This is a genomic window from Sphingobium sp. OAS761 (assembly GCF_024168485.1).
In the GTDB taxonomy this organism is placed as follows: Bacteria; Pseudomonadota; Alphaproteobacteria; order Sphingomonadales; family Sphingomonadaceae; genus Sphingobium.
Window position 1 is genome coordinate 134,127 of the sequence record NZ_JALJVY010000009.1, and the last position, 20,312, is coordinate 154,438.

Annotated in this window: 19 protein-coding genes and 1 other RNA gene; 17 read left to right on the forward strand and 3 right to left on the reverse strand. The window is 64.9% G+C overall.

Annotated features, from left to right (window positions below):
- Window positions 1–24: 24 nt before the first annotated feature.
- From ssrA to J3E64_RS13625, 4 genes are all read left to right on the forward strand, one after another.
- Window positions 25–381: a transfer-messenger RNA gene (gene ssrA, locus J3E64_RS13610) on the forward strand.
- Between the two features lie 280 nt (window positions 382–661).
- Window positions 662–1,045, forward strand: a complete 384-nt coding sequence (locus J3E64_RS13615; protein ID WP_253343560.1) for a tetratricopeptide repeat protein — start codon at window positions 662–664, stop codon at window positions 1,043–1,045.
- Between the two features lie 250 nt (window positions 1,046–1,295).
- Window positions 1,296–2,891 carry a hypothetical protein gene (locus tag J3E64_RS13620; RefSeq protein WP_253343561.1) on the forward strand — a complete coding sequence of 532 codons (1,596 nt, stop codon included), beginning with the start codon at window positions 1,296–1,298 and terminating at the stop codon, window positions 2,889–2,891.
- Between the two features lie 91 nt (window positions 2,892–2,982).
- On the forward strand, window positions 2,983–5,661 hold the full coding sequence (locus tag J3E64_RS13625) for a TonB-dependent receptor (protein WP_253343562.1): 2,679 nt from the start codon (window positions 2,983–2,985) through the stop codon (window positions 5,659–5,661).
- Between the two features lie 169 nt (window positions 5,662–5,830).
- On the opposite strand, the gene J3E64_RS13630 is transcribed toward J3E64_RS13625, so the two are convergent.
- Complete coding sequence (locus J3E64_RS13630) at window positions 5,831–6,481, reverse strand: 2OG-Fe(II) oxygenase (RefSeq protein WP_253343563.1); 651 nt, start codon at window positions 6,479–6,481, stop codon at window positions 5,831–5,833.
- Window positions 6,482–6,663: 182 nt separating this feature from the next.
- Here J3E64_RS13630 and J3E64_RS13635 point away from each other — a divergent pair, with 182 nt between their 5' ends.
- The 13 genes from J3E64_RS13635 to J3E64_RS13695 are packed head-to-tail and all read left to right on the forward strand — an operon-like array spanning window position 6,664 to window position 18,445.
- Window positions 6,664–7,500 carry a type II secretion system protein N gene (locus tag J3E64_RS13635; RefSeq protein WP_253343564.1) on the forward strand — a complete coding sequence of 279 codons (837 nt, stop codon included), beginning with the start codon at window positions 6,664–6,666 and terminating at the stop codon, window positions 7,498–7,500.
- On the forward strand, window positions 7,497–9,704 hold the full coding sequence (gene gspD / locus J3E64_RS13640; RefSeq protein WP_253343565.1) for a type II secretion system secretin GspD: 2,208 nt from the start codon (window positions 7,497–7,499) through the stop codon (window positions 9,702–9,704). Before J3E64_RS13635 ends, gspD begins: the two co-directional genes overlap by 4 nt.
- Window positions 9,701–11,242 (forward strand): type II secretion system ATPase GspE, encoded by a 1,542-nt coding sequence (gspE, locus tag J3E64_RS13645; protein ID WP_253343566.1) that lies wholly within the window; start codon window positions 9,701–9,703, stop codon window positions 11,240–11,242. The genes gspD and gspE overlap by 4 nt, the downstream gene beginning before the upstream one ends.
- Complete coding sequence (gene gspF, locus J3E64_RS13650) at window positions 11,235–12,452, forward strand: type II secretion system inner membrane protein GspF (protein WP_253343567.1); 1,218 nt, start codon at window positions 11,235–11,237, stop codon at window positions 12,450–12,452. Before gspE ends, gspF begins: the two co-directional genes overlap by 8 nt.
- Window positions 12,453–12,462: 10 nt before the next feature.
- The gene (gspG, locus tag J3E64_RS13655; RefSeq protein WP_301287283.1) at window positions 12,463–12,951 is read left to right on the forward strand and encodes a type II secretion system major pseudopilin GspG; all 489 of its coding nucleotides are present in this window, start codon (window positions 12,463–12,465) and stop codon (window positions 12,949–12,951) included.
- 34 nt (window positions 12,952–12,985) lie between these two features.
- Complete coding sequence (locus tag J3E64_RS13660) at window positions 12,986–13,393, forward strand: GspH/FimT family pseudopilin (protein WP_253343643.1); 408 nt, start codon at window positions 12,986–12,988, stop codon at window positions 13,391–13,393.
- Window positions 13,386–13,760 (forward strand): type II secretion system minor pseudopilin GspI, encoded by a 375-nt coding sequence (gene gspI, locus J3E64_RS13665; protein ID WP_367398631.1) that lies wholly within the window; start codon window positions 13,386–13,388, stop codon window positions 13,758–13,760. The genes J3E64_RS13660 and gspI overlap by 8 nt, the downstream gene beginning before the upstream one ends.
- The gene (gene gspJ / locus J3E64_RS13670; RefSeq protein WP_253343568.1) at window positions 13,757–14,407 is read left to right on the forward strand and encodes a type II secretion system minor pseudopilin GspJ; all 651 of its coding nucleotides are present in this window, start codon (window positions 13,757–13,759) and stop codon (window positions 14,405–14,407) included. Before gspI ends, gspJ begins: the two co-directional genes overlap by 4 nt.
- A complete protein-coding gene (gspK, locus tag J3E64_RS13675) occupies window positions 14,400–15,389 on the forward strand; it encodes a type II secretion system minor pseudopilin GspK (RefSeq protein WP_253343569.1) in 990 nt (329 codons plus the stop codon). Before gspJ ends, gspK begins: the two co-directional genes overlap by 8 nt.
- Entirely contained in the window at window positions 15,386–16,504 is a 1,119-nt protein-coding gene (gspL, locus tag J3E64_RS13680) for a type II secretion system protein GspL (protein WP_253343570.1), read from the forward strand. The genes gspK and gspL overlap by 4 nt, the downstream gene beginning before the upstream one ends.
- The gene (gene gspM / locus J3E64_RS13685) at window positions 16,501–16,989 is read left to right on the forward strand and encodes a type II secretion system protein GspM (protein ID WP_253343571.1); all 489 of its coding nucleotides are present in this window, start codon (window positions 16,501–16,503) and stop codon (window positions 16,987–16,989) included. Before gspL ends, gspM begins: the two co-directional genes overlap by 4 nt.
- Window positions 16,986–17,708, forward strand: coding sequence for a type II secretion system protein N (gene gspN / locus J3E64_RS13690; protein WP_253343572.1), 723 nt, complete (start codon window positions 16,986–16,988; stop codon window positions 17,706–17,708). Before gspM ends, gspN begins: the two co-directional genes overlap by 4 nt.
- Complete coding sequence (locus J3E64_RS13695; protein ID WP_253343573.1) at window positions 17,705–18,445, forward strand: A24 family peptidase; 741 nt, start codon at window positions 17,705–17,707, stop codon at window positions 18,443–18,445. Before gspN ends, J3E64_RS13695 begins: the two co-directional genes overlap by 4 nt.
- 75 nt (window positions 18,446–18,520) lie before the next feature.
- Here J3E64_RS13695 and J3E64_RS13700 read toward each other — a convergent pair whose 3' ends face one another.
- Together J3E64_RS13700 and J3E64_RS13705 are read right to left on the reverse strand one after the other, a co-directional pair.
- Window positions 18,521–19,306 (reverse strand): ABC transporter ATP-binding protein, encoded by a 786-nt coding sequence (locus J3E64_RS13700; protein WP_253343574.1) that lies wholly within the window; start codon window positions 19,304–19,306, stop codon window positions 18,521–18,523.
- Window positions 19,300–20,298: an iron ABC transporter permease gene (locus tag J3E64_RS13705; protein ID WP_253343575.1), complete on the reverse strand. Its 999-nt coding sequence runs from the start codon at window positions 20,296–20,298 to the stop codon at window positions 19,300–19,302. The genes J3E64_RS13700 and J3E64_RS13705 overlap by 7 nt, the downstream gene beginning before the upstream one ends.
- Between the last annotated feature and the right edge of the window lie 14 nt (window positions 20,299–20,312).

Here is a 20,312-nt window from a genome sequence, read left to right on the forward strand (position 1 = left end):
ATGTTCCGGGCGATTGTCGGCCCGGCGCTTGATAAAGGCGGCCGACCGCTCCATATAGGCAGGTGCCGGGTTCGCCCGGCTATGGTGATAAACTATATCGTGCAATAGGCGCAGCGGACCCGGGGGCAGTACCCGGCGGCTCCACCAAATTTCCCGCCCGGTCGACAAGGCCCGCGGGGGTTCTGATGGGGCCGAACTAGGATCGACGTGTGTTGAAAAGCGGTGTTTTTACCCGGCCTGAGTAAGCCGTAAAAAGGTTCAAAACTCACAAGTGCCAACGATAACGAGGCTCTTGCTCTTGCTGCGTAATTGATGGCCTCACGGCCTGACATTACCCAAAAAGAACGCGGTTGAACCCACCGGGCAACAGAAGGGAATTCAGCGGCCCCCGGAGGCGCCGGGCAACAGAAGCCTCCGGACCTTTCCCATGAAGATGGATCACAGACCGGGTGCGACCTGTCGACGCTCTGTGTCGATTCGAATCGGTGCTTTTAACCGATCCGCTTAAATTGCAGTTTTATGACATTATCATGTAAAACTTATAACCACTTGAAAATACGCCTAAGAAAATGGAATTTTAAGCTTTTGTCGCGCCTTGCGCCAATGTCATATCAATGAAATAATCCCAGCTATATTAGAAAGTTTTGCCGGGAGAAAATCTGTGAAGAAGCTTGCCATAGCGTTGGGTTTCGCTGTCGTCGCTCTGGTGCCGGGGGTCGCAGCCGCGGCGTCGGAAGAGTTGGTCGTCGTCGGTTCGCCCGACGGGATGCTGGCGGCTCAATCCCTCCTTGCAGGCCGCTTCGAAACGGCGCTCGCCAAGCTGGAGCCGATGCAGCCCTATGGTGAAAATGACCCGGCTCGCTTGATCAACCTCGGCAACGCCTATGCCGCAGTGGGTCGAACGAAACAGGCACGGGAGGCTTACCGGGCTGCGGGCTTTGCCCCTGAAATGACATTGCTGCTGGCGAATGGCGAGGAGGAATCGTCGCGAACGGTGGCCCGGCGGGCGCTTGGCCGGCTGAATCCCAGCTACGCCGCGCGTTGAGATAATCGCGGATTTCCGCATTGCGGAACAGGGCGTCGTCCATCGGGCGGCGCCCTGTTCGCACGATTGTCATAAACGTCTTTAAATCGTCATATTACAGACGCCATTTCGTCATCGAAAAGGAATGAGGCTGTCATCGCCCCTCCCTAACTGCCACCGCTGAGGGCGACAGGGGGCGTCAGTCCGATTCGTAAATACCCCTGCGCTCCGCAGTTCAAACAACCCGGCAAGAGCCGGAAGCGGAGACGACATGGCCAAGATCAACCGAATCCATACGATTTTGATGGCGAGCTGCGCCTGCGTGGGCTTGAGCGCCTGCGGCGCGGACGACATTGCATCGCCGGGCGAGGGCACTATCGTCATCCCGACGCCGACGCCGACGCCCACGCCGACCCCTACGCCGACGCCGACCCCCACGCCCACCAGCGTGACGCCGGCCGACAGTTGCCCGACGCTGTCCGGAGCGGACCAGCTTAGCGATCTGGGCACCATTTCCGACGGCACCAACACATGGCGCAACTGCGCCTTCCCCGCGCGCTTCAACAGCTCGACCGCCATCGCCAAGGTGGCCGGCGTCATTTATTCGCTTCCCGGCCGCGTCGATGTCGGCACCGATCAGGGCGCCGCGAGCACCAACACCGACGTGACATTGACGGTTGATCCGGGCGTTGTCGTGTTCGCGTCCACCGGCAATGCCTATCTGGCCGTAAACCGCGGCAACAAGCTCAACGCCGTGGGCACCGCGAGCAAGCCCATCATCTTCACCAGCCGTGAAAACGTCCTGGGCACCACGACGGACCAGTCTTCCGGCCAGTGGGGCGGCGTCGTGCTGCTTGGCCGCGCCAAGATCACCGACTGCCAGGCACCGGCGGCCGAGCCCGGCACGACGGCGTGCGAGCGCGACACCGAAGGCACCAGCAATGCCCTTTACGGCGGCGCGAACGATGCCGACAGCTCGGGTCGCATGAGCTATGTCCAGATCCGTTATTCGGGTTTCGTGCTTGCAGACGGCAAGGAACTTCAGGGCCTGACCCCGTCGGGCGTCGGCACCGGCACCGTGATCGACCATATCCAGGTGCACAACAGTTCGGATGACGGCATCGAAACCTTCGGTGGCGCGGTGAACTACAAATATCTGGTCTTCACCGGTAACGAGGATGACAATCTGGATACCGATGTCGGTTTCCGCGGCACGGCCCAGTTCGTGATCTCGGTCCAGCGCGAAGGCAACAATATCGGCGACACCTTCCTCGAAACCGACTCCAATGGTTCGGCGACGAAGAGCAATGCCAGCGAGGACGCTCTGCCCCGCCAGTATCTGAAGGTCGCGAACTTCACGCATATCCAGCGGTCGACCACCGGTGACGACGGCGCGACCATGTTGCTGCGCGGCGGCGCCGACCTGGCACTGGTGAACGGCATCATCGTCAGCCCGACTCAGACCTGCCTGCGCATCAACAGCGCCACCACCGTTCGCGATGCGGACACGACCCTTCAGGACGCGGGCAAGCCGCGCTACATCTCGGTCGTGATGCAGTGCAATTCCACGCCGTACAAGGGCACGGGCGGTGTGGATGTGTCTGTCGTCCAGTCGATCTTCGAGGCCGGCCCGAACAGCACGATCAGCTACACGCCGTCGCTGACCAGCCTGTTCATCAACGGCGCAACTGAAACCGCCGTCACGGCCACCGACCCCAAGACGATCGACAGCGCCTTCACCACGACAAATTATGTCGGCGCGGTGAAGGACAGCGGCGACACCTGGTATGCCGGCTGGACCTGCAACTCGGCCACTGCCAGCTTCGGCAGCGCCAGCGGCAATTGCACCGCGATCCCGACGACCTGATCGACACCTGACCTCAACAGGGGCGGGGGAGCGTGAACCGACGCTTCCCCGCCTTCTTGCTCAAGACAGATCCCAAAAGGGGGAATTTCGCATGTCGAAGCCGCTTACATTGGCGCGCCTGCTCCTGATTTCCACCGCGCTAGCCGCCCCGATGGCGATGGCGCAGACCGACACTGCCACTACTGCCGGTGATGCTGGCGAGGCCGCTTCAGCCCCCGCCGCCGCGCAGGAGGACCAGGTCGATGTGTCCATTCCCGGTTCCGACATCGTCGTGACGGGGCGTCGGACGGCCAATATTTCCCAGTCGGCGCCCCAGGTGGTCAATGTGCTGTCGGCCGCGGACATCAAGCGTACCGGGGAGGGCGACATTGCTGGATCGCTCCAGCGCGTGACCGGCCTGTCGGTCGTGTCCGGCGGCTATGTCTATGTACGTGGTTTGGGCGACCGTTATTCTCTGGCGCTGCTCAACGGGTCGCCGCTGCCGAGCCCCGAGCCGCTCAAGCGTGTCGTCCCGCTCGACATTTTCCCCACCAGCGTGATCGCGTCGACACTGGTGCAAAAGAGCTTTTCCGCGAATTTCCCCGGCGAATTCGGCGGTGGCGTCATCAACCTGACGACCAAGGCCATTCCGACCGAATCCTATCTGGAACTGAGTGTCGGCAGTTCGGCCAACACCGAAACCTCCGGCCAGCTTGGCTACAGCTATTATGGCAGCAAGTCGGACTGGACCGGCTTTGACGACAGTTCGCGCGACGTGCCGCCGCTGCTCAAGAATGCATTTGGCAGCGGCGTGCCGTTCGCCAACATGGAGCGGGCCGACCAGCAGGCGATCATGATGCAGTTCCTGAACAGCAAGACGTCGGTGCTTCAGCGCACCAACAGCCTGCCGTTCAACTTCTCCGGCTCGCTCAATGCCGGAACGGCGTTCGACGTGGGCAGCGACGGCCGACTGGGCATCATCGCCACCGCCGGATACAGCAACAAATGGCGCACGCGCGCCAACCTGCAACAGGCATCGCTGACGGTGTCCGAAGGCGCAGGCAAGAGCGTCGATCAGGTCATCACCGACAACCAGATCACGGTCAACGGCCTGCTCGGCGTCGGCCTTGAGTGGGGCGACCAGAAGCTGCGCTGGACCAACCTTTATATCCGCGACACGCTCAAGCGCGGCGCGCTTTCTGTCGGGCAGAATGACGGCCAGATCCAGGGCGCCGATTATATGACGCAGCAGACCGCCTGGTATGAGCGGCAGCTGATCGACACGCAGCTCGTCGGCGAATTCAAGCTGAACGATGCTTTGAGCCTTGACCTCCGCGGTGGCTATGCCAATTCGCAGCGGGAAGCGCCCTATGAGCGCGAATTCGTCTATGTCCGGACCAACCGTGACCTGGACGTCGATCCCGTCGGGGATCGTTTCGTCAACGCGCTCAACCGTCAGCGCGGCGACGCGTCGATTACCTTCAGCGACCTGAATGAGGATCTCTGGTCGGCGGGCGCGGACCTGAGCTACAAGATTGCGCCGGGCTTCAACGTCACGGCCGGTTATGCGTTCACGGATACGAAGCGCACCTCGTCGCGCTACGAGTTGCATTTCGATGCCACCAATCTGCCGATCGCGGTTCAACAGGAACGTCCCGACTATCTGCTGTCCGACGCCACGATCCAGCTCTTCGACCTTGGTCTGCTTGATTTCTCGGGCAATTATCCGGTCTATGATGCTGCGCTGCGGGTGCATGCCGGCTATGGCCAGGTGAAGGCGGAGCTGTTCCCCGGCCTGAGTTTCGACGCAGGTGTCCGCTATGAAAGCGGCCGCCAGTCGGTGACCGGCGTCGATGTCTATTCGACCGGCGTGATACCGTTCAACCAGATCAAGAACGACTATTGGCTGCCGGCCCTGACGCTGACCTACGATGCCGGCGGCGGTTTGCAGTTCCGCGCGTCGGGATCCAAGACGATCGCGCGCCCGCAATTCCGCGAACTGATCGCTCAGCCGTTCATCGACACGGAATCGAACCGCTTCTATCGCGGCAACCCGTTCCTCAAGGACAGCGAACTGTGGAACGCCGACATCCGCGCGGAATGGTATATGAGCCGTGACGAGCGGCTCACCGCGTCGGCCTTCTACAAGAAGATCGACAACCCGATCGAGACCTATACCACCATTACGGACACCTATGCGGTCACGACCAGCTTCGCCAACGCGCCGGAAGCAACGCTTTACGGCGTCGAGGTCGAGGCGCAGAAATATGTCCCGCTGGATGGTCTGAGCGGCCCCTTCTTCGAAAGCCGACGCCTGGTCCTGATCGGCAACTATACCTATACCCAGTCGAAACTGAAGGTGGGCGCGGGCGACACGACCATCCCCTACACCTACACCACCGGCGATCTGCCCGCAGCATCCGACTATTTCATCGACGGCGCGCCGTTGACGGGCCAGTCGGATCATCTGGTGAACCTCCAGATCGGGCTTGAGGACACCGACAGGCTGTCGCAGCAGACGCTGTTGCTGACCTATGCCAGCCCGCGCGTCACGAGCCGCGGGCCGAACCTGCAACCCGACATCAAGGAAGAGCCGGGCCTGACTCTGGATTTCGTGGCGCGTCAGGCTGTCACCCTGCCGGGCGGCGTCAACAGCGAGTTCAAGCTGGAGGCGCGCAACCTCACGGGACGGAAATATCAGGAGTTCCAGGAAGAAGGCGGCACCAAGGTGTTCTACAACCGCTACAAGATCGGCACGACCATTGCGGCGTCGCTGACTGTCGCCTTCTAGGCGGTCACGGCCGCAGGGCGAAACCCGCCGTCACGACAAGCATCGGCCGATCCATGTCACCCATGGATCGGCCGTCATTTTATCGTCGGAACGGCAACATCGCGAACTATCGCCGTCATGGGGACCTGAAACGTCCCCATATGCCGACGAAGCATCGCGTCAGGGGCGTTTAGCCCCAGGGCTTTTCACGATACCATTTTGTGATCACATGCTTCACTCCGGCGCGCACTTTCATGCCGTGATGAAGACTGGCGGGATTGGGTTCGCCCGGACCCAGACGATTGTTCCATGCCAGCAATTTGCCCGTTTCCGGTTGGACCGTCTTGCCGATCTTGGTGAAGCGCGTGGCGCCGCCGGCACGCGGCTCGTTCAGATAGACCATAAGGGTCCAGGTCCGGTTGCCCGCGACCGAGCAATATTTGGCATAGTCCAGGCCCTTGGGATCGAAGTAATCGGTGTGCGCCTTGAATTCTTGCCCCACCGCATAGCGCTGACCTTGAATCGGTTCGCCATATGCAGGGTCAATACCGGCGAAGGCAGCGAGTTTCGCATCGATCGTCGCGACGAACGGATCATTGGGGTCCAGATCGCAGGTTTCGCTGGTCCGGAAATAACCATCGCCATTGGCGTCGGCGATGGTCGAGGGACGGCGTTGCGCGTCGATGCACGTCATCAGCGCGCCGCATTCCTCGGCTGACAGGAAATTTCGCTGAATGAAAAGGGTGAGATCGCGATTCGGCACGCGCTGAACGCGCGGCTGGCTGGCGATCCAGATTGGATCGGCATCCGGGGCGCAGGGGCGCACGGCAAGATCGGACATGACTGTTCCCGGTCGTATGAGTGTGCAGTGCGAAATTTGCCGCCTTGCTATCGCTGGTGCGGGAAAATGCAAGTCTTTGGGGCCGCGCCGGCGCCACGTCATATAAGCGACATAAAATCGTCATTCGTCCGTAATGCATATTTCCTAGCAGGCATGCGTCACTCTAGGGGGTTGGTGAAATCATGCGTGTGCCGTTCGGCGACATGGTCCGGGGATGGAGCGCCGTTACCCGGCCCTTGGACTGGCTCAAGTTGACGGAGCGTGTCGTGCTTGCGCTGCTGATGCTTCAGGTCGTGCGCTTCGCCTGGGTGATCGTCACTCCGGTCGGCAGCTTTGGACCTTGGGAAGGCCGCCAGGCGCAACTGATGCCGATGGCAGGGCGCCAGGCGCTGTTCGCAAGCTTCGATCCCTTCTTTGGTTCCGACGCGCGCGAGGCGACGGGCAACGCCGTGGTCACGTCGCTGGCTCTCACCCTCTTTGGCGTTCGCCTTAACGAAGGATCGGGACTTGGATCGGCGATCATCGCCACACCCGACGGCGTGCAGAACAGTTATGCCGTCGGCGATCAGATCATGCCCGGGGTAGTCTTGAAAGCCGTTGCTTTCGATCATGTCAGCATCGACCGTGGCGGCGCCGAGGAACAGATATTCCTGGACCAGTCCACGCCCGTCGGGACGACGGCGCCGGCCGAAGCGTCACAGGATAGGGCGAGCGCGCCGCCGCCGCCCCAGGTGGACGGCCCGGTGACCGCCGACATGCTGAAGCGCGACGTCGGTTTTGCCCCGCGCATGGAAGACGGACGCGTTACCGGCCTGGTCCTGTCGTCGCGCGGACCCGGCTTCGCCGCAGCGGGCTTCCGCCCCGGCGACATCATATCGAAAATCAACGGCCAGCCGGTCGGTGCGGCCGGCGACCTCCAGACATTGCAGAACCAGATCGCGCCGGGCGCGCGCCTGTCCCTTACCGTGGAGCGCGGCGCCGCCGTCGCTTCCGTCAACCTGATCGTGCAAGGCCAATGACTCGCAAATATCTTGTTTCCGCCGCCATCGCGCTTGCGCTGGCCGTACCGTTGCACGCCCCGCTACAGGCACAGCAAACGCTCAACGTGCGCGACGCTGACATCCGTGCCTTCATCCAGGATGCGGCGAGGGTGACCGGACGGACTTTCATCATCGATAGTCGCGTGCAGGGAAAGGTGTCGGTCGTGACCGACCGGCCGCTGTCCCGGTCCGAATATTTCGAGATATTTCTTTCTACCATGCGGGCGAACGGTCTGGTCGCCGTGCCCGCGCCGGGCGGTGCCTATCGCATCCAGCCGGCCGACGGCGCCGCCGGGCAACCCAGCGGCGTCGGCCGCGCGGCCAACCGCAACAGCTTCGTCACGGAAGTCTTCCGCCTGCGATCGATCGACGCGCAGAGCGCGCTGGAGACGCTGCGACCGCTGGTAAGCAAGGACGGATCCGTAACCGCCAACCGCGCGGGCAACAGCGTGGTGATCGCCGATTATGCCGACAACATCGCCCGCATCCGGCAGGTGATCGCACGGATCGATCGTGACAACGCGGCCACGCAGATGGTCATGCTGAAAAATGCAGGCGCGCGGGAGATCGCGACATCGTTGCAGGCGCTGGTCGCATCCGGCGGTGGCGAGAATGCGGCGCCATCCGTCGCTACGGTCGTGCCGATCGACAGCAGCAATTCCATTGCTATCCGGGGGGATGCCAACAGCGTCGCCCGCCTTGCCGCCATGGCGCGCGAACTGGACCGCCAGGCAGCAAGCGGAACCGAAATCCGCGTATACTGGCTTGAACATGCCGACGCCGAAAAGCTGCTGCCGGTGCTTCAGCAACTGGTCGGCCAATCGACCAGTCAGCCGGTGAGCGCGGCAACGCCGGCCGACGGCGCGCCCGCGAACGCATCGGCCGCATCGCAGGCGGCGGTGCCGGCTGCTGCGGCATCGCCCGGATCGTCGGGCGGCGGCATATCCACGCGGGGACCCGCTATCGTCACCCGTTACGAAGGGGCCAATGCGATCATCGTCGCAGCCAACAGCGACGTGCAGCGGATGCTGGGCGAAACGATCCGGCAGATCGACACGCGGCGAGAGCAGGTGCTGGTGGAGGCGATCATCGTCGAGATCAGCGACGCGGCGGCAAAAAAGCTGGGCGTCCAGTTCCTGCTGGGCAGCACCAGCACGGGCTTCGCCGCGACCAACTATTCCAACGCCTCGCCCAATCTGCTGACCCTGGCGGGCGCCTATGCCGCCGATCGGCTGGGGACGACGAAAACGACCGTGGTCGCGGCCGACGGGACCACCACGACGACCGAGACCCAGACCAACAACGACCTTGCGAGCACGCTCCAGTCAGCGGCGGTCAACAGCCTGCAAAGCGCGACCGGCGCCATTGCGGGGCTGGGCGGCAGCATCGGCCAGAACGGCATTTTCGGGGCGATCATCAACGCCGTGAAGTCCGATACCGAAAGCAATCTGCTGTCCACGCCGTCGGTGATGACGCTGGACAACCAGAAGGCATCGATCCTGGTCGGGCAGCAGGTGCCTGTGACGACAGGCGAGGCGCTGAGCCAGAATTTCGACAACCAGTTTCGTACCGTCCAGCGGCAGGATGTCGGTATAAAACTGGAAGTGAAGCCGCAGATCAACACCGGCGGAGCGATCAAACTGTTCCTGCGACAGGAAGTGTCGAGCGTCGCCGGCCCGGTCAGCAACAGCAACAGCGATCTGGTAATCAACAAGCGCGAGATAGAGACGACCGTGACGGTCGACGACGGCGAGATATTGGCGCTGGGCGGCCTGCTCGACGATAATGAGCGAAAAACCATCGAACGTATCCCCTTGCTGTCCGACATTCCCGGTATCGGTGAATTGTTCAAGAGCCGCAGCCGCAGCCGGACCAAGACCAACCTGATGGTCTTCATCCGCCCCACCATCCTGCAGTCGAAGGAGGACGCGCGGCGCCTGACGCAACAGCGCTACGGCTATGTCCGGAACATGCAGCTCAATCGCAACCCGGATATCGAGCCGTCGATCGACGAACTGGTGCGCGACTATATGGGCGCGACACCGCCGCTGCCGCCGCAGCCGGGCGACACGCTGGTCGAGCCCCAGGCGCAGGCGACGCCGGAAGTGATCGAGCCGTCCGTCCGCCAATCCAGCGGCGTGGTGCGGCCCGTCGAGATACCGGCAAGCGGAGGGGGGCGATGACCGAAGGCTTCGACGAGCCGATCTTGCCTGCGCCGTCCGCAGCGCGCCCCATCGACATTCCCTACACCTTCGCGCGCAAGCATGGCGTGGTGTTGTTGCCGCCGGAGGGCGAGCGCCTGACGATCGCGGTACGCGACGGCAGCGATCCGCGCGTCCTGCTGGAGGTGCGCCGCCATCTGGCACGCAGTTTCGACGTGCGGTTCGTGGAGCCGCCGCAGTTCGACCGCCATCTGTCCGATCATTATGCGATGGAGGGGAGCGCGGCTGCGATGGCAGGATCGCTGGAGGTCGGGGCCGACGAGTTGGATATCCTCGCTGCCGATATTCCTACTGCCGACGACCTGCTGGACAGCGCCGACGATGCTCCCGCCATCCGCCTGATCAACGGGATCATTGCCGAAGCCGCGCGGCAGGGCGTGTCTGACATCCACATCGAACCTTATGAAACGGGCCTGATCGTCAGGATGCGGATCGATGGCCTGCTGCGGGAAACCCTGCGCATGCCGCCCCATGTCGCGCCCGTCGTCGTAAGCCGGATCAAGGTGATGGCGCGGCTAGACATCGCAGAACGGCGGGTGCCGCAGGACGGGCGCATCGGCCTGACGCTGGGCGGCAAGCTGCTCGACGTGCGCGTGTCGACGCTGCCCAGCCGGGCGGGCGAGCGCGTGGTGCTGCGCATTCTCGACAAGGAGAATGCGGGCATGAACCTGGACCTGCTGGGCATGACCGGGGCTCCGGACCGCATCTTCCGCGAGGGGCTGAGCGAGCCGAACGGCATCATCCTGGTCACCGGTCCGACCGGATCGGGCAAGACGACGACACTGTACGCCGGCCTGCGTCAGCTCAATGACGGCAGCCGCAACATCCTGACCGTCGAAGACCCGGTCGAATATGCGATCGAGGGAGTGGGGCAGACGCAGGTCAATGCCAAGGTCGGGCTTACCTTCGCGGCGGGGCTGCGCGCCATCCTGCGCCAGGATCCGGACGTTGTGATGGTGGGCGAAATTCGTGACCGCGAAACCGCTGAAATTGCGGTGCAGGCGTCGCTGACCGGGCATCTGGTGCTGTCGACGGTCCACACGAACGATGCCGTGGGCGCCATCACCCGGATGCGCGACATGCGGGTCGAACCCTTCCTGCTCGCTTCAACCCTGCGGGCGGTGATCGCCCAGCGGCTGGTCCGGCGCCTGTGCCAGCATTGCCGTGAACCTGTGCAGGCGGACAAGTCGGCCAGTGCGCTGCTGGGCTTTGATCTCGGCACGATCATCTACCGGGCGCGCGGCTGCGAGGAATGTAGCGGCACCGGCTACAAGGGCCGCATCGGCGTGTTCGAGGCGATCCGCGTGGATGATACGATCCGCCGCCTCATCAATGACGGCGGCGATGAATCGCTGATCGCACGCCATGCTTTTCTCAACGCGCCGAACCTGGGATCGGCGGCACGCGCGCTGGTGCGCGATGGACAGACTACGGCGGAGGAAGCCATTCGCGTATCGCGCCGCGATGCGATAGAGGTGGAAACGATCTCCGATGGCTGATTTCGATTATGCGGCGATCGATCCGGCCGGGAAGGAACGGGTCGGGAAGATCAAGGCCGATACGATCGACGATGCGCGGGCCAAGCTTGACGCGCGTCGGCTGTTCATCGTGCGCCTGGAGCCCGGCGCAGTGGAGGCGGCCAGGCGGCGAGCGAACCTGTCGTTGCGCACGCCGCGCCTCAGTGCCAAGGAACTCACGCTCTTTACTCGTCAGCTTGCCACGTTGATCCAGGTCAGTCCGCTGGAGGAGTCGCTGCGCACGATCGGTCGCCAGAGCGAGCAGGACCATGTTCGTGCCATCGCGGGCAAGGTGCATGGCGGGGTATTGGAGGGGCGGCGTCTGGCCGACGCTCTGGGGGCGGAGCCGAAAAGCTTTCCCCCGCTCTACCGTGCCATGATTTCGGCCGGCGAAAGCTCGGGCAGCCTGCCCACGATCATGGAACGTCTGTCCGACCTGATGGAACGGCAGGCGGTGATCCGTTCGAAAGTCCTGACTGCGATCGCCTATCCGTCGGTGCTGGCTGCCTTCGCCGTGTGCGTCGTGGCTGCGCTGATGATCTTCGTCGTGCCCAAGGTGGTGGAACAGTTCGACACGGTCGGCCAGGACCTGCCCCTGCTTACGCGGATAGTGATGGCCGTTTCGGCTTTCCTGGCGGGCTATTGGTGGCTGCTGCTCCTGATGATCGGCATCGCCGGGCTGGGCCTCTGGCGCGCCATGAAGATCGAGGCTTTCCACTATCGGTTCGACGCGACGCTGCTGCGGCTGCCCTTGCTGGGCCGCCTGATCCGCGATCTGCATGCGGCACGTATGGCGCGCACGCTATCGACCATGGTCGCAAGCCGCCTGCCGCTGATGGAAGGGTTGTCGCTGACCGCGCACACGGTGCACAACCGCGTGCTGCGAAAGGCGTCGGACGACATTGTCGAGGCAATCCGGGGCGGCGGCAGCCTGTCTGCGGCGCTTCGGCGAGCGGGCGTATTCCCCCCGCTTCTGGTCTATCTGGCTGCGAGTGGCGAAAGTGCCGGGCGGCTCGACACCATGCTGGAACGCGCCGCCGACTATCTCGAGCGGGAATTCGACAGCTTCACCTCCGCCGCGCTGGCGATGCTGGAGCCGGTCATCATCATACTGATGGGCGGCATCGTTGCCGTCATCATCCTGTCCATCCTGCTGCCGATCTTGCAGCTGCAAAGCCTGACCGGGGCTTGAAGGAGTGAAAATGCCGAACTGGAAGAATATCCGCGCCGCGGGGATCGAGGACGACGAAGGGCCGACGGCCGTCGGGCGCTCCGCCGAACATGGTTTCACGCTGGTGGAGTTGATGGTCGTGATCGTCATCATCGGCCTGCTGGCCACGATCGTGGCGATCAACGTCATCCCGGCGACCGACACCGCCCGCGTCGAAAAGGCGAAGGCGGACATCGCCACCATAGAGCAGGCGCTCGAGCAATATCGGCTCGATAACCTGACCTACCCGGCGGCAAGCGACGGCCTGCAGGCACTGCTCAGCCCGCCGGCTTCGCTTGCGCAGCCGCAACGCTATCGCCGGGGCGGTTATATCAAGAAACTGCCCGACGATCCGTGGGGCAGGGCCTATGTCTATACCGTGCCGGGGCGCAAGGGCGCTTTTGACATCAGTTCGCTGGGCGCCGACGGTCAGCCGGGCGGGGATCAGGAAAATGCGGATATCCACTCCGGCGATCTCTGATCGGTCGCAGGGCGGCTTCACGTTGCTGGAACTCATGGTCGTGCTGACCATCATCGGCTTCATCTCGGCAGCCGTCATTCTTGCCATGCCCGATCCGCGCGGCCGGGTGGTGGAGGACGCCGACCGCTTCGCCGCGCGCGTTGCCGCCGCCCGCGACGAAGCGGTCGTGACCGCGCGGCCCATGGGCCTGTGGGTCTCGGCATCGGGTTACGGCTTCCAGCGCCGCGATGGCGGAATCTGGGCGCCGGTGGACAGCAGGCCCTTTGCAACGGCCAACTGGAACAAAGGCACGCGGGCACTGGTGGGCGCGGAAGGACGTCAGCAAATCGCCTTTGACGGCACCGGCCTGCCGACCGATCCGCTGACCGTGACATTGGCCCGCGAGGGCGAACGCGTGTCGATCACCGTCGACATGGCCGGGAAGGTGCTGGTCGGTGGTTGAAACGGCGCGTTCCCGTGAAGCGGGGTTCACCCTGCTGGAAATGCTTGTTGCGCTGGCGGTATTCAGCCTCGCCGCGCTGGCGCTGGTCCGGTTGCAGGGCGTGACCCTGCGAACGGCCGCCGATCTGGACAGCAAGGCGTTGGGGCAGATCGTGGCGCGCAACCTGATGGTCGAAGTCCAGACCGACCCTGTTCCGCCCTCGATCGGCGAGACGGAGGGTGACAGCGAAAATGGCGGACGGCGCTGGCACTGGCGCCGCGTCGTGACGGCGACCGACGACAAGCGCCTGTTGCAGGTCGAGGTCACCGTCGATGGCCAGGCCGGCGCCTCGCCGGTGGTGCTCGATTTCCTGCGGACTACCGCATGACTAAGGCAAGCCCGCCGATGTGCGACGAACGCGGCTTCACCCTGATCGAATTGCTGGTCGCGCTGATGATTTTCGCGATGCTGGCGAGCGCGGGCGTGCTGCTGCTCGGCAACAGCGTGTCGGCGCAGGCTCAGGTCAAGGCGCGGCTGGACGATCTGGCTTCCGTGCAACGTGCGGCCGGCGCACTCTCCGCAGACCTGGGCCAGGCGGTCAGCCGCGTGACCCGGACGGAGGCCGGGACGCTGGCGCCGGCCTTCTGGGCGCATGACGATGGCGATGCGCTGCCCGTCATGCGGTTCGTGCGGGGCGGGTGGGACAATCTGGGCGATCTTCCCCGGCCCTCGCTGCAGAAGGTCGAATATTGGGTGCGTATGGGGCGGCTGGAGCGGCGGACCTACGCGCAACTCGACGGCGCGGCCGGGGACGATCCTGCAACGCTGCTCGATCATGTCGAGGATGTACGGCTACGTTTCCGCGATGCCAGGGGGGCGTGGCGCGACGACTGGACGCCGGGGCAGCCCGATCTGCTGCCGCGCGCGGTGGAGATGACGGTGACGCGAACCGGAGAACCGCCCGTCACGCTGCGGTTTCTGGTCGCGCCCGGACCGGACGAGCGGCCGTTGGCGGAAGGAACGAGCGATGCCTGATCCGCGCAAGCATGATGAAAGCGGCGCTGCCCTGCTCACGGTCCTGCTGCTGGTGGCGGTGATGGCGGTGGTCGCGTCGACCGCGCTCGAACGGGTCGCGCTGGCGACGCGCATGACCGGGAACGGCGGAGCCATGGACCAGGCGCGTGCCTATGCCGACGCCGGAACGGAGATCGCACGTTTGCGCATCGGCGATCTGGTCGCTTCCAATCCGGCGCGGATCACCTTGAAGGGCGGATGGATGAACGCGCCGCAAGCGATTCCGGTGCCCGGCGGAACGGCAATCGCGCGCGTGACCGACGCAGGCAACTGCTTCAACCTGAACAGCGTCGTCAGTGGCGACAGTGAAGCGGCTCTCAAGGTACGTCCGGCCGGCGTCGCTCAGTTTCAGGCCCTGCTCCAGGCGCTGGGGGTCGACGCGCGCGCGGCGCAGGGTGCCGCAGCGAGCCTCGCCGATTGGATAGACAGCGACGGCGTGCCCCAACCGGGCGGTGGCGAGGACGAAAGCTATGCCCGGCTGGCGCACCCATATCGGACCGCGAACCGCATGATGGTCGATCCCAGCGAGTTGCGTGCCGTCCAAGGGGTCACGCCGGCGATCTACGATCTCGCGCGCCCCTGGATATGCGCGCTGCCTGTCACGGATCTGTCGCCGATCAACATCAATACGCTGCTGCCGGACCAGGCGCCGCTGTTCGCCATGCTTTTGCCGGGGCAGCTCAGCGTGGCGCAGGCGCGGCAATTGCTGGCGCAACGACCCGAGGACGGCTACGGCAGCACGGTGCGGTTCTGGGCGCTGCCCGCGCTTGCGGGCCTGTCGCCGATGGCGGAGGTCGCCGAGCAGGTAAAGCTCAAGACCGGATTTTTTGGAGTGGACGTTTCGGTGGACGTGGGGGGAACGCAACTGGTGGAGCGGGCGCTGGTCGATGCGCGCGAAAACCCGGTCAGGCTGATACGCCGCAACTGGGGGGCGGGGGCATGAGCAGCAAGGATGCCCTCATCCTGTTCCTGCCCGAGGCGGCGGATGCCGAACCGCGCTGGATGCGCGTGATCGATGGTGTGCCGGTTCAGTCCGGATCCGGCGTGAACTGGCTCGCCGCCTGCGGCATGGCGGCCCTGCCTGCGGACATGCGCCAGTTGCTGGTGCCTCCCGCTGCCCTGACGGTGCTGCATTGGGTGCGGCATCCGGAACTTCCGGTACGTCAGGCGCGCGCAGCGGCCCGTCTCGCCGCGCTCGGGGCATCCATCGCGCCCGCAGACCAGATGTTTGCCGCCGCCGACGCCAACGAAGACCCGGCCCGTCCCCATATCGTTGCGGTCGCGGCGCGCAGCGACATGCAGCATTGGTTGCTGTGGGCGCAGCATCATGGACTGGACCCGGACATCATCGTGCCGGCACCTTTGCTGCTGCCCGAACCGGAACAGGGCTTCGCGCGGGGAGATATCGGCGGTACGGCGGTGCTGCGTGGTGCCGATCTGGCGTTGACCCAGGACATGGCCTTCGACGTGCTGGCGGGCGCCGCCGCCATGGTCGACGTGCCCCCCGGCGTGATTGACGAGCGGGCGATCGCCGCGCTCGACAAGCCGCCGCTCGACATGCGGCAGGGCGACTTCGCCAAGCGGGTGCGGCGGCCGATGGACCGATCGGTGCTCGCCCGCATCGCATTGTGGAGCGGCCTCATTCTGGTGGCGAGCCTGCTGATCGCGTTGACCGGCATCGTCAAGCAGCATGTCGAAGCCGGCCGGCTCGATCGGGAAAGCCTGACGCTGGCGCAGCAGGTCGTGCCGGGCGCGACGGACGCTGTCCAGGCCCAGCAGCAGATGGAAGCGAAACTTGCCGCGCGCGGCGCCGGCGGACGGGCATTCACCGCGCCGGTCGCTGCCTTGTTCGCGGCGATACAGGATACGCCGGGCGTTGCCTTGACGGGTCTGTCGCGCGATCCCGACGGTCTGGTCCGGGCGACGCTGGCGGCCGCGCGGGCCGATGATATCAACAATGTGTTGCTTGCGCTCCAGGCTGCGGGTTTCACCATTACGGCGACGCCCTCGCAGGATCCGGGCGGGCGAACGCTGGCGGACATAACGGTGCGATCATGATGGACAGGCTGCAAACCCTATGGGCCGAACGGTCGCCGCGCGAGCGGTGGATGCTGGGTGTCATGTTCGCCTTGCTGGGCGCGATTTTGTTGTGGTTCGGCCTCCTGGTTCCACTTGACCGGGCTCAGCGCGACGCGCGGATGACGCTGCGCGAAGCGACCGACCGCAATGCCGCCGTCCGCGCCGCCGTCGCCCAGCTTCGTGCCTTGCCGCGCCCGTCTCGGGCTGCGGTGCCCGCCATGGCGCTGGACCAATATGTCGGTCAGAGCGCGGGAGAAGCGGGCCTGACGTTGGAACGCGCGCAGCCTCAGGGCAATGACCGGATGGAGATCGCCATTGCAGCGGTGCGGCCGATCGCGCTTTTCGCCTGGCTCACGGGATTGGAGACGCAGGGTGTGCGCGTGGAAACGATGAGCGCGCGCCCCTCACCGACGGCGGGCAGCGTATCGGTACAGGCGGTGCTGGCAAGAGGAGGCGGGCAATGATGGGCCTGCGTCTGGGGCGCCGTAGCCGCATCGCATTGCTGCTGGTGCTGCTATTGGGGATGATCCTGTTCTTTCCGCTGCGCGTCGCGCTCGGCTTTTCCGGGCTGGATCGGCTCGGCGTTGCGGCCCGCGACGTCAGCGGGACGATCTGGATGGGGCGGATCGACCAGCTGATGCTGGGCAACATGCCGATCGGGCCGGTGCGCGCGGGCCTGTCGCCCATGTCTTTGCTGGTCGGACGGGCAAGGTTCGACATCGCACGCACCCAGGGCCTGGCCGACGACATCAGCGGCGCATTGACGGTCGGATTCGGCCGGATCGGCATTGACGATGTAACCGGCCCGATTCCGTTGGGCCGGACCTTCGCGCCCCTGCCGGTCGGCAGCCTGATGATGGAGGATGTCACTGCATGGTATCGCGGCGACAGTTGCGGCCATGCCGAAGGGCGCGTGCGTGCGCGCATGGCCGGCCAGTTCCCCGGACTTAACCTGACGCAGGGATTGTCCGGCACGGTGACGTGCGATGGCGATGCAATCCTGCTTCCGCTCGTGAGCCAGTCCGGCCTTGAAAAGATCGACCTGCGCATATGGCGATCGGGACGATATGTCGCGCAGATGCGGATCGAGACCGCCGATCCGGCGCTTTCGGACATATTGGCGCTGTCGGGCTTTGCGCGAACGGGTAACGCGCAATCGTTGCGGGTCGAAGGCCGGCTGTGATTGCCGTGCTGCCGGCGGTGCTTGGTGCCTTGGCCGGTGCGATTTTCGGCAGCTTCCTGGCCACGCTGATATTGCGCTGGCCGGTGGGGACGAGCGTTTTGCACGGCCGGTCGGCCTGTGATGGATGTGGCCGGACATTGGCGGCCCGCGATCTCGTCCCGGTCCTGTCGGCGCTGGTGCAGGGGGGGCGTTGCCGGACCTGCGGTCAGGCGATCGATCCGTTTCACGGCTGGATGGAGGTGGGCTGCGCCGCCATCGGCGCGCTCGCGGTCGGTCTGTCACCGGATCTGGGCGGGGCGGGCTGGGCCTGCTTGGGTTGGCTGCTCCTGACGCTGGCGGTGATGGACTGGCGCCATTTCTGGTTGCCCGATGCGCTCACCCTTCCGCTCGCCTTTCTCGGCCTGACGATCGGGCTCTGGTCCACGGATACGGGACTGGCTGACCGCTTGATCGGTGCCGCTGCCGGTTATGGCATATTGTTCGGCATTGGGTTTGGCTATCGCCTGCTGCGCGGCCGCGATGGGTTGGGGCTGGGCGACGCGAAGCTTCTCGGCGCGCTGGGCGCCTGGTTCGGATGGCAGGCCTTGCCCTTCCTGCTGCTGATCGCATCCATGACCGGCCTGATCGTCATGCTGGCGACGGGGCGCGCCCGAAACGGAACGGCGCGCGTTCCCCTGGGTACGTTTCTTGCGCTGGCTGCCTTCCCCGCATGGCTGCTTGTCCAGCACCTCTTCTAGCGCACGACCAGTTCCGCGTCGGTCTCACCGTGACACCGCGCGGACCCATGGCGCCATTGCGAAGCCGAGCGGGTGTCAGCGCCCTTCGGTCCAACGCGCCGTCGGGACGACCAGCGGGCGCTGGCTGGTCAGGTCGATATGGCTCGTCACGCCATAAACGGCACGCAGCCGGTCCTCGCGCAGCACGTCATTGACCGATCCGTCAGCGACCAGCCGTCCCTTGTCGAGCAGCAGCAGCCGGTCACAGTAGCGCGCCGCCATCGTCAGGTCATGAAGAACAGCGAGAACGAGCGCGCCTGATCGTGCCTCGGCCGCCAGTAACTCCATCACGTCGATCTGATGTCCCGGATCCAGCGAGGCAAGGGGCTCATCGACCGCCAGCGCTGGCGCCTCTGCCGCCAGCGCGCGGGCCAGCATGACGCGCGCCCGTTCGCCGCCCGACAATTCGGTGGCGGCCCTGTCGGCCAGATGCCCGATGTCGGCGCGGTGCATGGCCGCCTTCACCGCTGCCATATCCCTCGCCCCCGGCCGGGCCAGTGGCCCCAAATGGGGCAAGCGGCCGAGCGTCACGAGTCGTGTCACGCTGAGCGGCCAGTGCAGCATGTGGCCCTGCGGCAGATAGGCGATGGTCTGGGCGATCTGGCGCGTCGAAAGCTGCCGGATGGGTCGGTCGTCGAATGTGATCGCGCCGCCGCTGAGCGGAACGAGGCCCAGGATCGAGCGCATCAGCGTGGATTTTCCCGCCCCGTTGGGGCCGATGATACCGACCAACCTGCCGGGGGCGATCAGGCCGCTGATATCGTGCAAGACGTCGCGGCGGCCGATCCGTGCCGAAACGCCGTCGAGCCTGATCGTCACCATAGGCGTCGCTCCCGGAACAGGTGGAGCAGAAAGACCGGCACCCCCAGAAAGGCCGTGACGACACCAAGTTTCAGCTCGGTGCCGGTCTGCGCCAATCGCACGGCGATGTCGGCCAGAGTCAGCAGGACTGCACCGCCCAGCAGTGAGGGCAGCAGGATCGCGGAGGGGCTGCGGTCGGTAAGGGGGCGGACGATGTGCGGCACGATCAGGCCGACGAAGCCGATCGCCCCGGAAACCGCCACCGCGCTGCCAACGCCGACAGCCAGACTGAATATGATGCGCAAACGCAATCGTCCAAGGTCTACACCCAATGATCGCGCGCCATCCTCGCCCAGTGCCAGCGCGTCCAGCGCCCGTCCGTCGACGAGCAACAGGGCACCGCCGATCAGGATACCCGGCAGGGCGATCCAAAGATGCTGGGTCGACCTGTTCTCGATCGACCCCAGCAGCCAGTTCATGATTTCCATGGCAGCAAACGGGTTGGGCGACAGGTTGAGGGCGAGGCTGATCCCCGCGCCCGCAAGGGTCGAAACCGCGATGCCGGCCAGAATAAGGGTCAGCCCGCTTTCCGAACGGCCTGCGATGGCGAACAGCAGCAGCATCGCCGCCAGCGCGCAGGCGATCGCCAGCAACGGCAACATCGCGACATGCCACTGGGCGATGCCGAAATAGAGTGCAGCGACGGCGCCGAGCGCGGCGGCGTTGGATGTGCCCAGCACGGACGGTTCGGCCAGCGGGTTGCGCAGATAGCCCTGAAGCACCGCGCCCGCCAGTCCCAGCATGGCGCCCACGATCAGTCCGACCAAGGTGCGCGGCAATCGCAATTCCCACAATATCGTCGTTGCGACGGGGTCGCCATGGCCAAGGACCGCCGACCACAGGCGCTCTGGCGACAGCGCCACCGGACCGAGCGCCAGCGACGCCAGCGTGGCGCCGAAAAGGCCAAACAGCAGGAGCGGCAGCAGCAGGGGGTGGCGCGCGGCTGGTTTCAAACCGGCATCGCTTT

Excerpts from the sequence above, each read along its gene's own strand:
- J3E64_RS13620 (WP_253343561.1), top strand. The coding sequence starts at position 1,296 with ATGGCCAAGATCAACCGAATCCATACGATTTTGATGGCGAGCTGCGCC.
- J3E64_RS13625 (WP_253343562.1), top strand. The coding sequence starts at position 2,983 with ATGTCGAAGCCGCTTACATTGGCGCGCCTGCTCCTGATTTCCACCGCG.
- J3E64_RS13630 (WP_253343563.1), bottom strand. The coding sequence starts at position 6,481 with ATGTCCGATCTTGCCGTGCGCCCCTGCGCCCCGGATGCCGATCCAATC.
- J3E64_RS13635 (WP_253343564.1), top strand. The coding sequence starts at position 6,664 with ATGCGTGTGCCGTTCGGCGACATGGTCCGGGGATGGAGCGCCGTTACC.
- gspD (WP_253343565.1), top strand. The coding sequence starts at position 7,497 with ATGACTCGCAAATATCTTGTTTCCGCCGCCATCGCGCTTGCGCTGGCC.
- gspE (WP_253343566.1), top strand. The coding sequence starts at position 9,701 with ATGACCGAAGGCTTCGACGAGCCGATCTTGCCTGCGCCGTCCGCAGCG.
- gspF (WP_253343567.1), top strand. The coding sequence starts at position 11,235 with ATGGCTGATTTCGATTATGCGGCGATCGATCCGGCCGGGAAGGAACGG.
- gspG (WP_301287283.1), top strand. The coding sequence starts at position 12,463 with ATGCCGAACTGGAAGAATATCCGCGCCGCGGGGATCGAGGACGACGAA.
- J3E64_RS13660 (WP_253343643.1), top strand. The coding sequence starts at position 12,986 with ATGGTCGTGCTGACCATCATCGGCTTCATCTCGGCAGCCGTCATTCTT.
- gspJ (WP_253343568.1), top strand. The coding sequence starts at position 13,757 with ATGACTAAGGCAAGCCCGCCGATGTGCGACGAACGCGGCTTCACCCTG.
- gspK (WP_253343569.1), top strand. The coding sequence starts at position 14,400 with ATGCCTGATCCGCGCAAGCATGATGAAAGCGGCGCTGCCCTGCTCACG.
- gspL (WP_253343570.1), top strand. The coding sequence starts at position 15,386 with ATGAGCAGCAAGGATGCCCTCATCCTGTTCCTGCCCGAGGCGGCGGAT.
- gspM (WP_253343571.1), top strand. The coding sequence starts at position 16,501 with ATGATGGACAGGCTGCAAACCCTATGGGCCGAACGGTCGCCGCGCGAG.
- gspN (WP_253343572.1), top strand. The coding sequence starts at position 16,986 with ATGATGGGCCTGCGTCTGGGGCGCCGTAGCCGCATCGCATTGCTGCTG.
- J3E64_RS13700 (WP_253343574.1), bottom strand. The coding sequence starts at position 19,306 with ATGGTGACGATCAGGCTCGACGGCGTTTCGGCACGGATCGGCCGCCGC.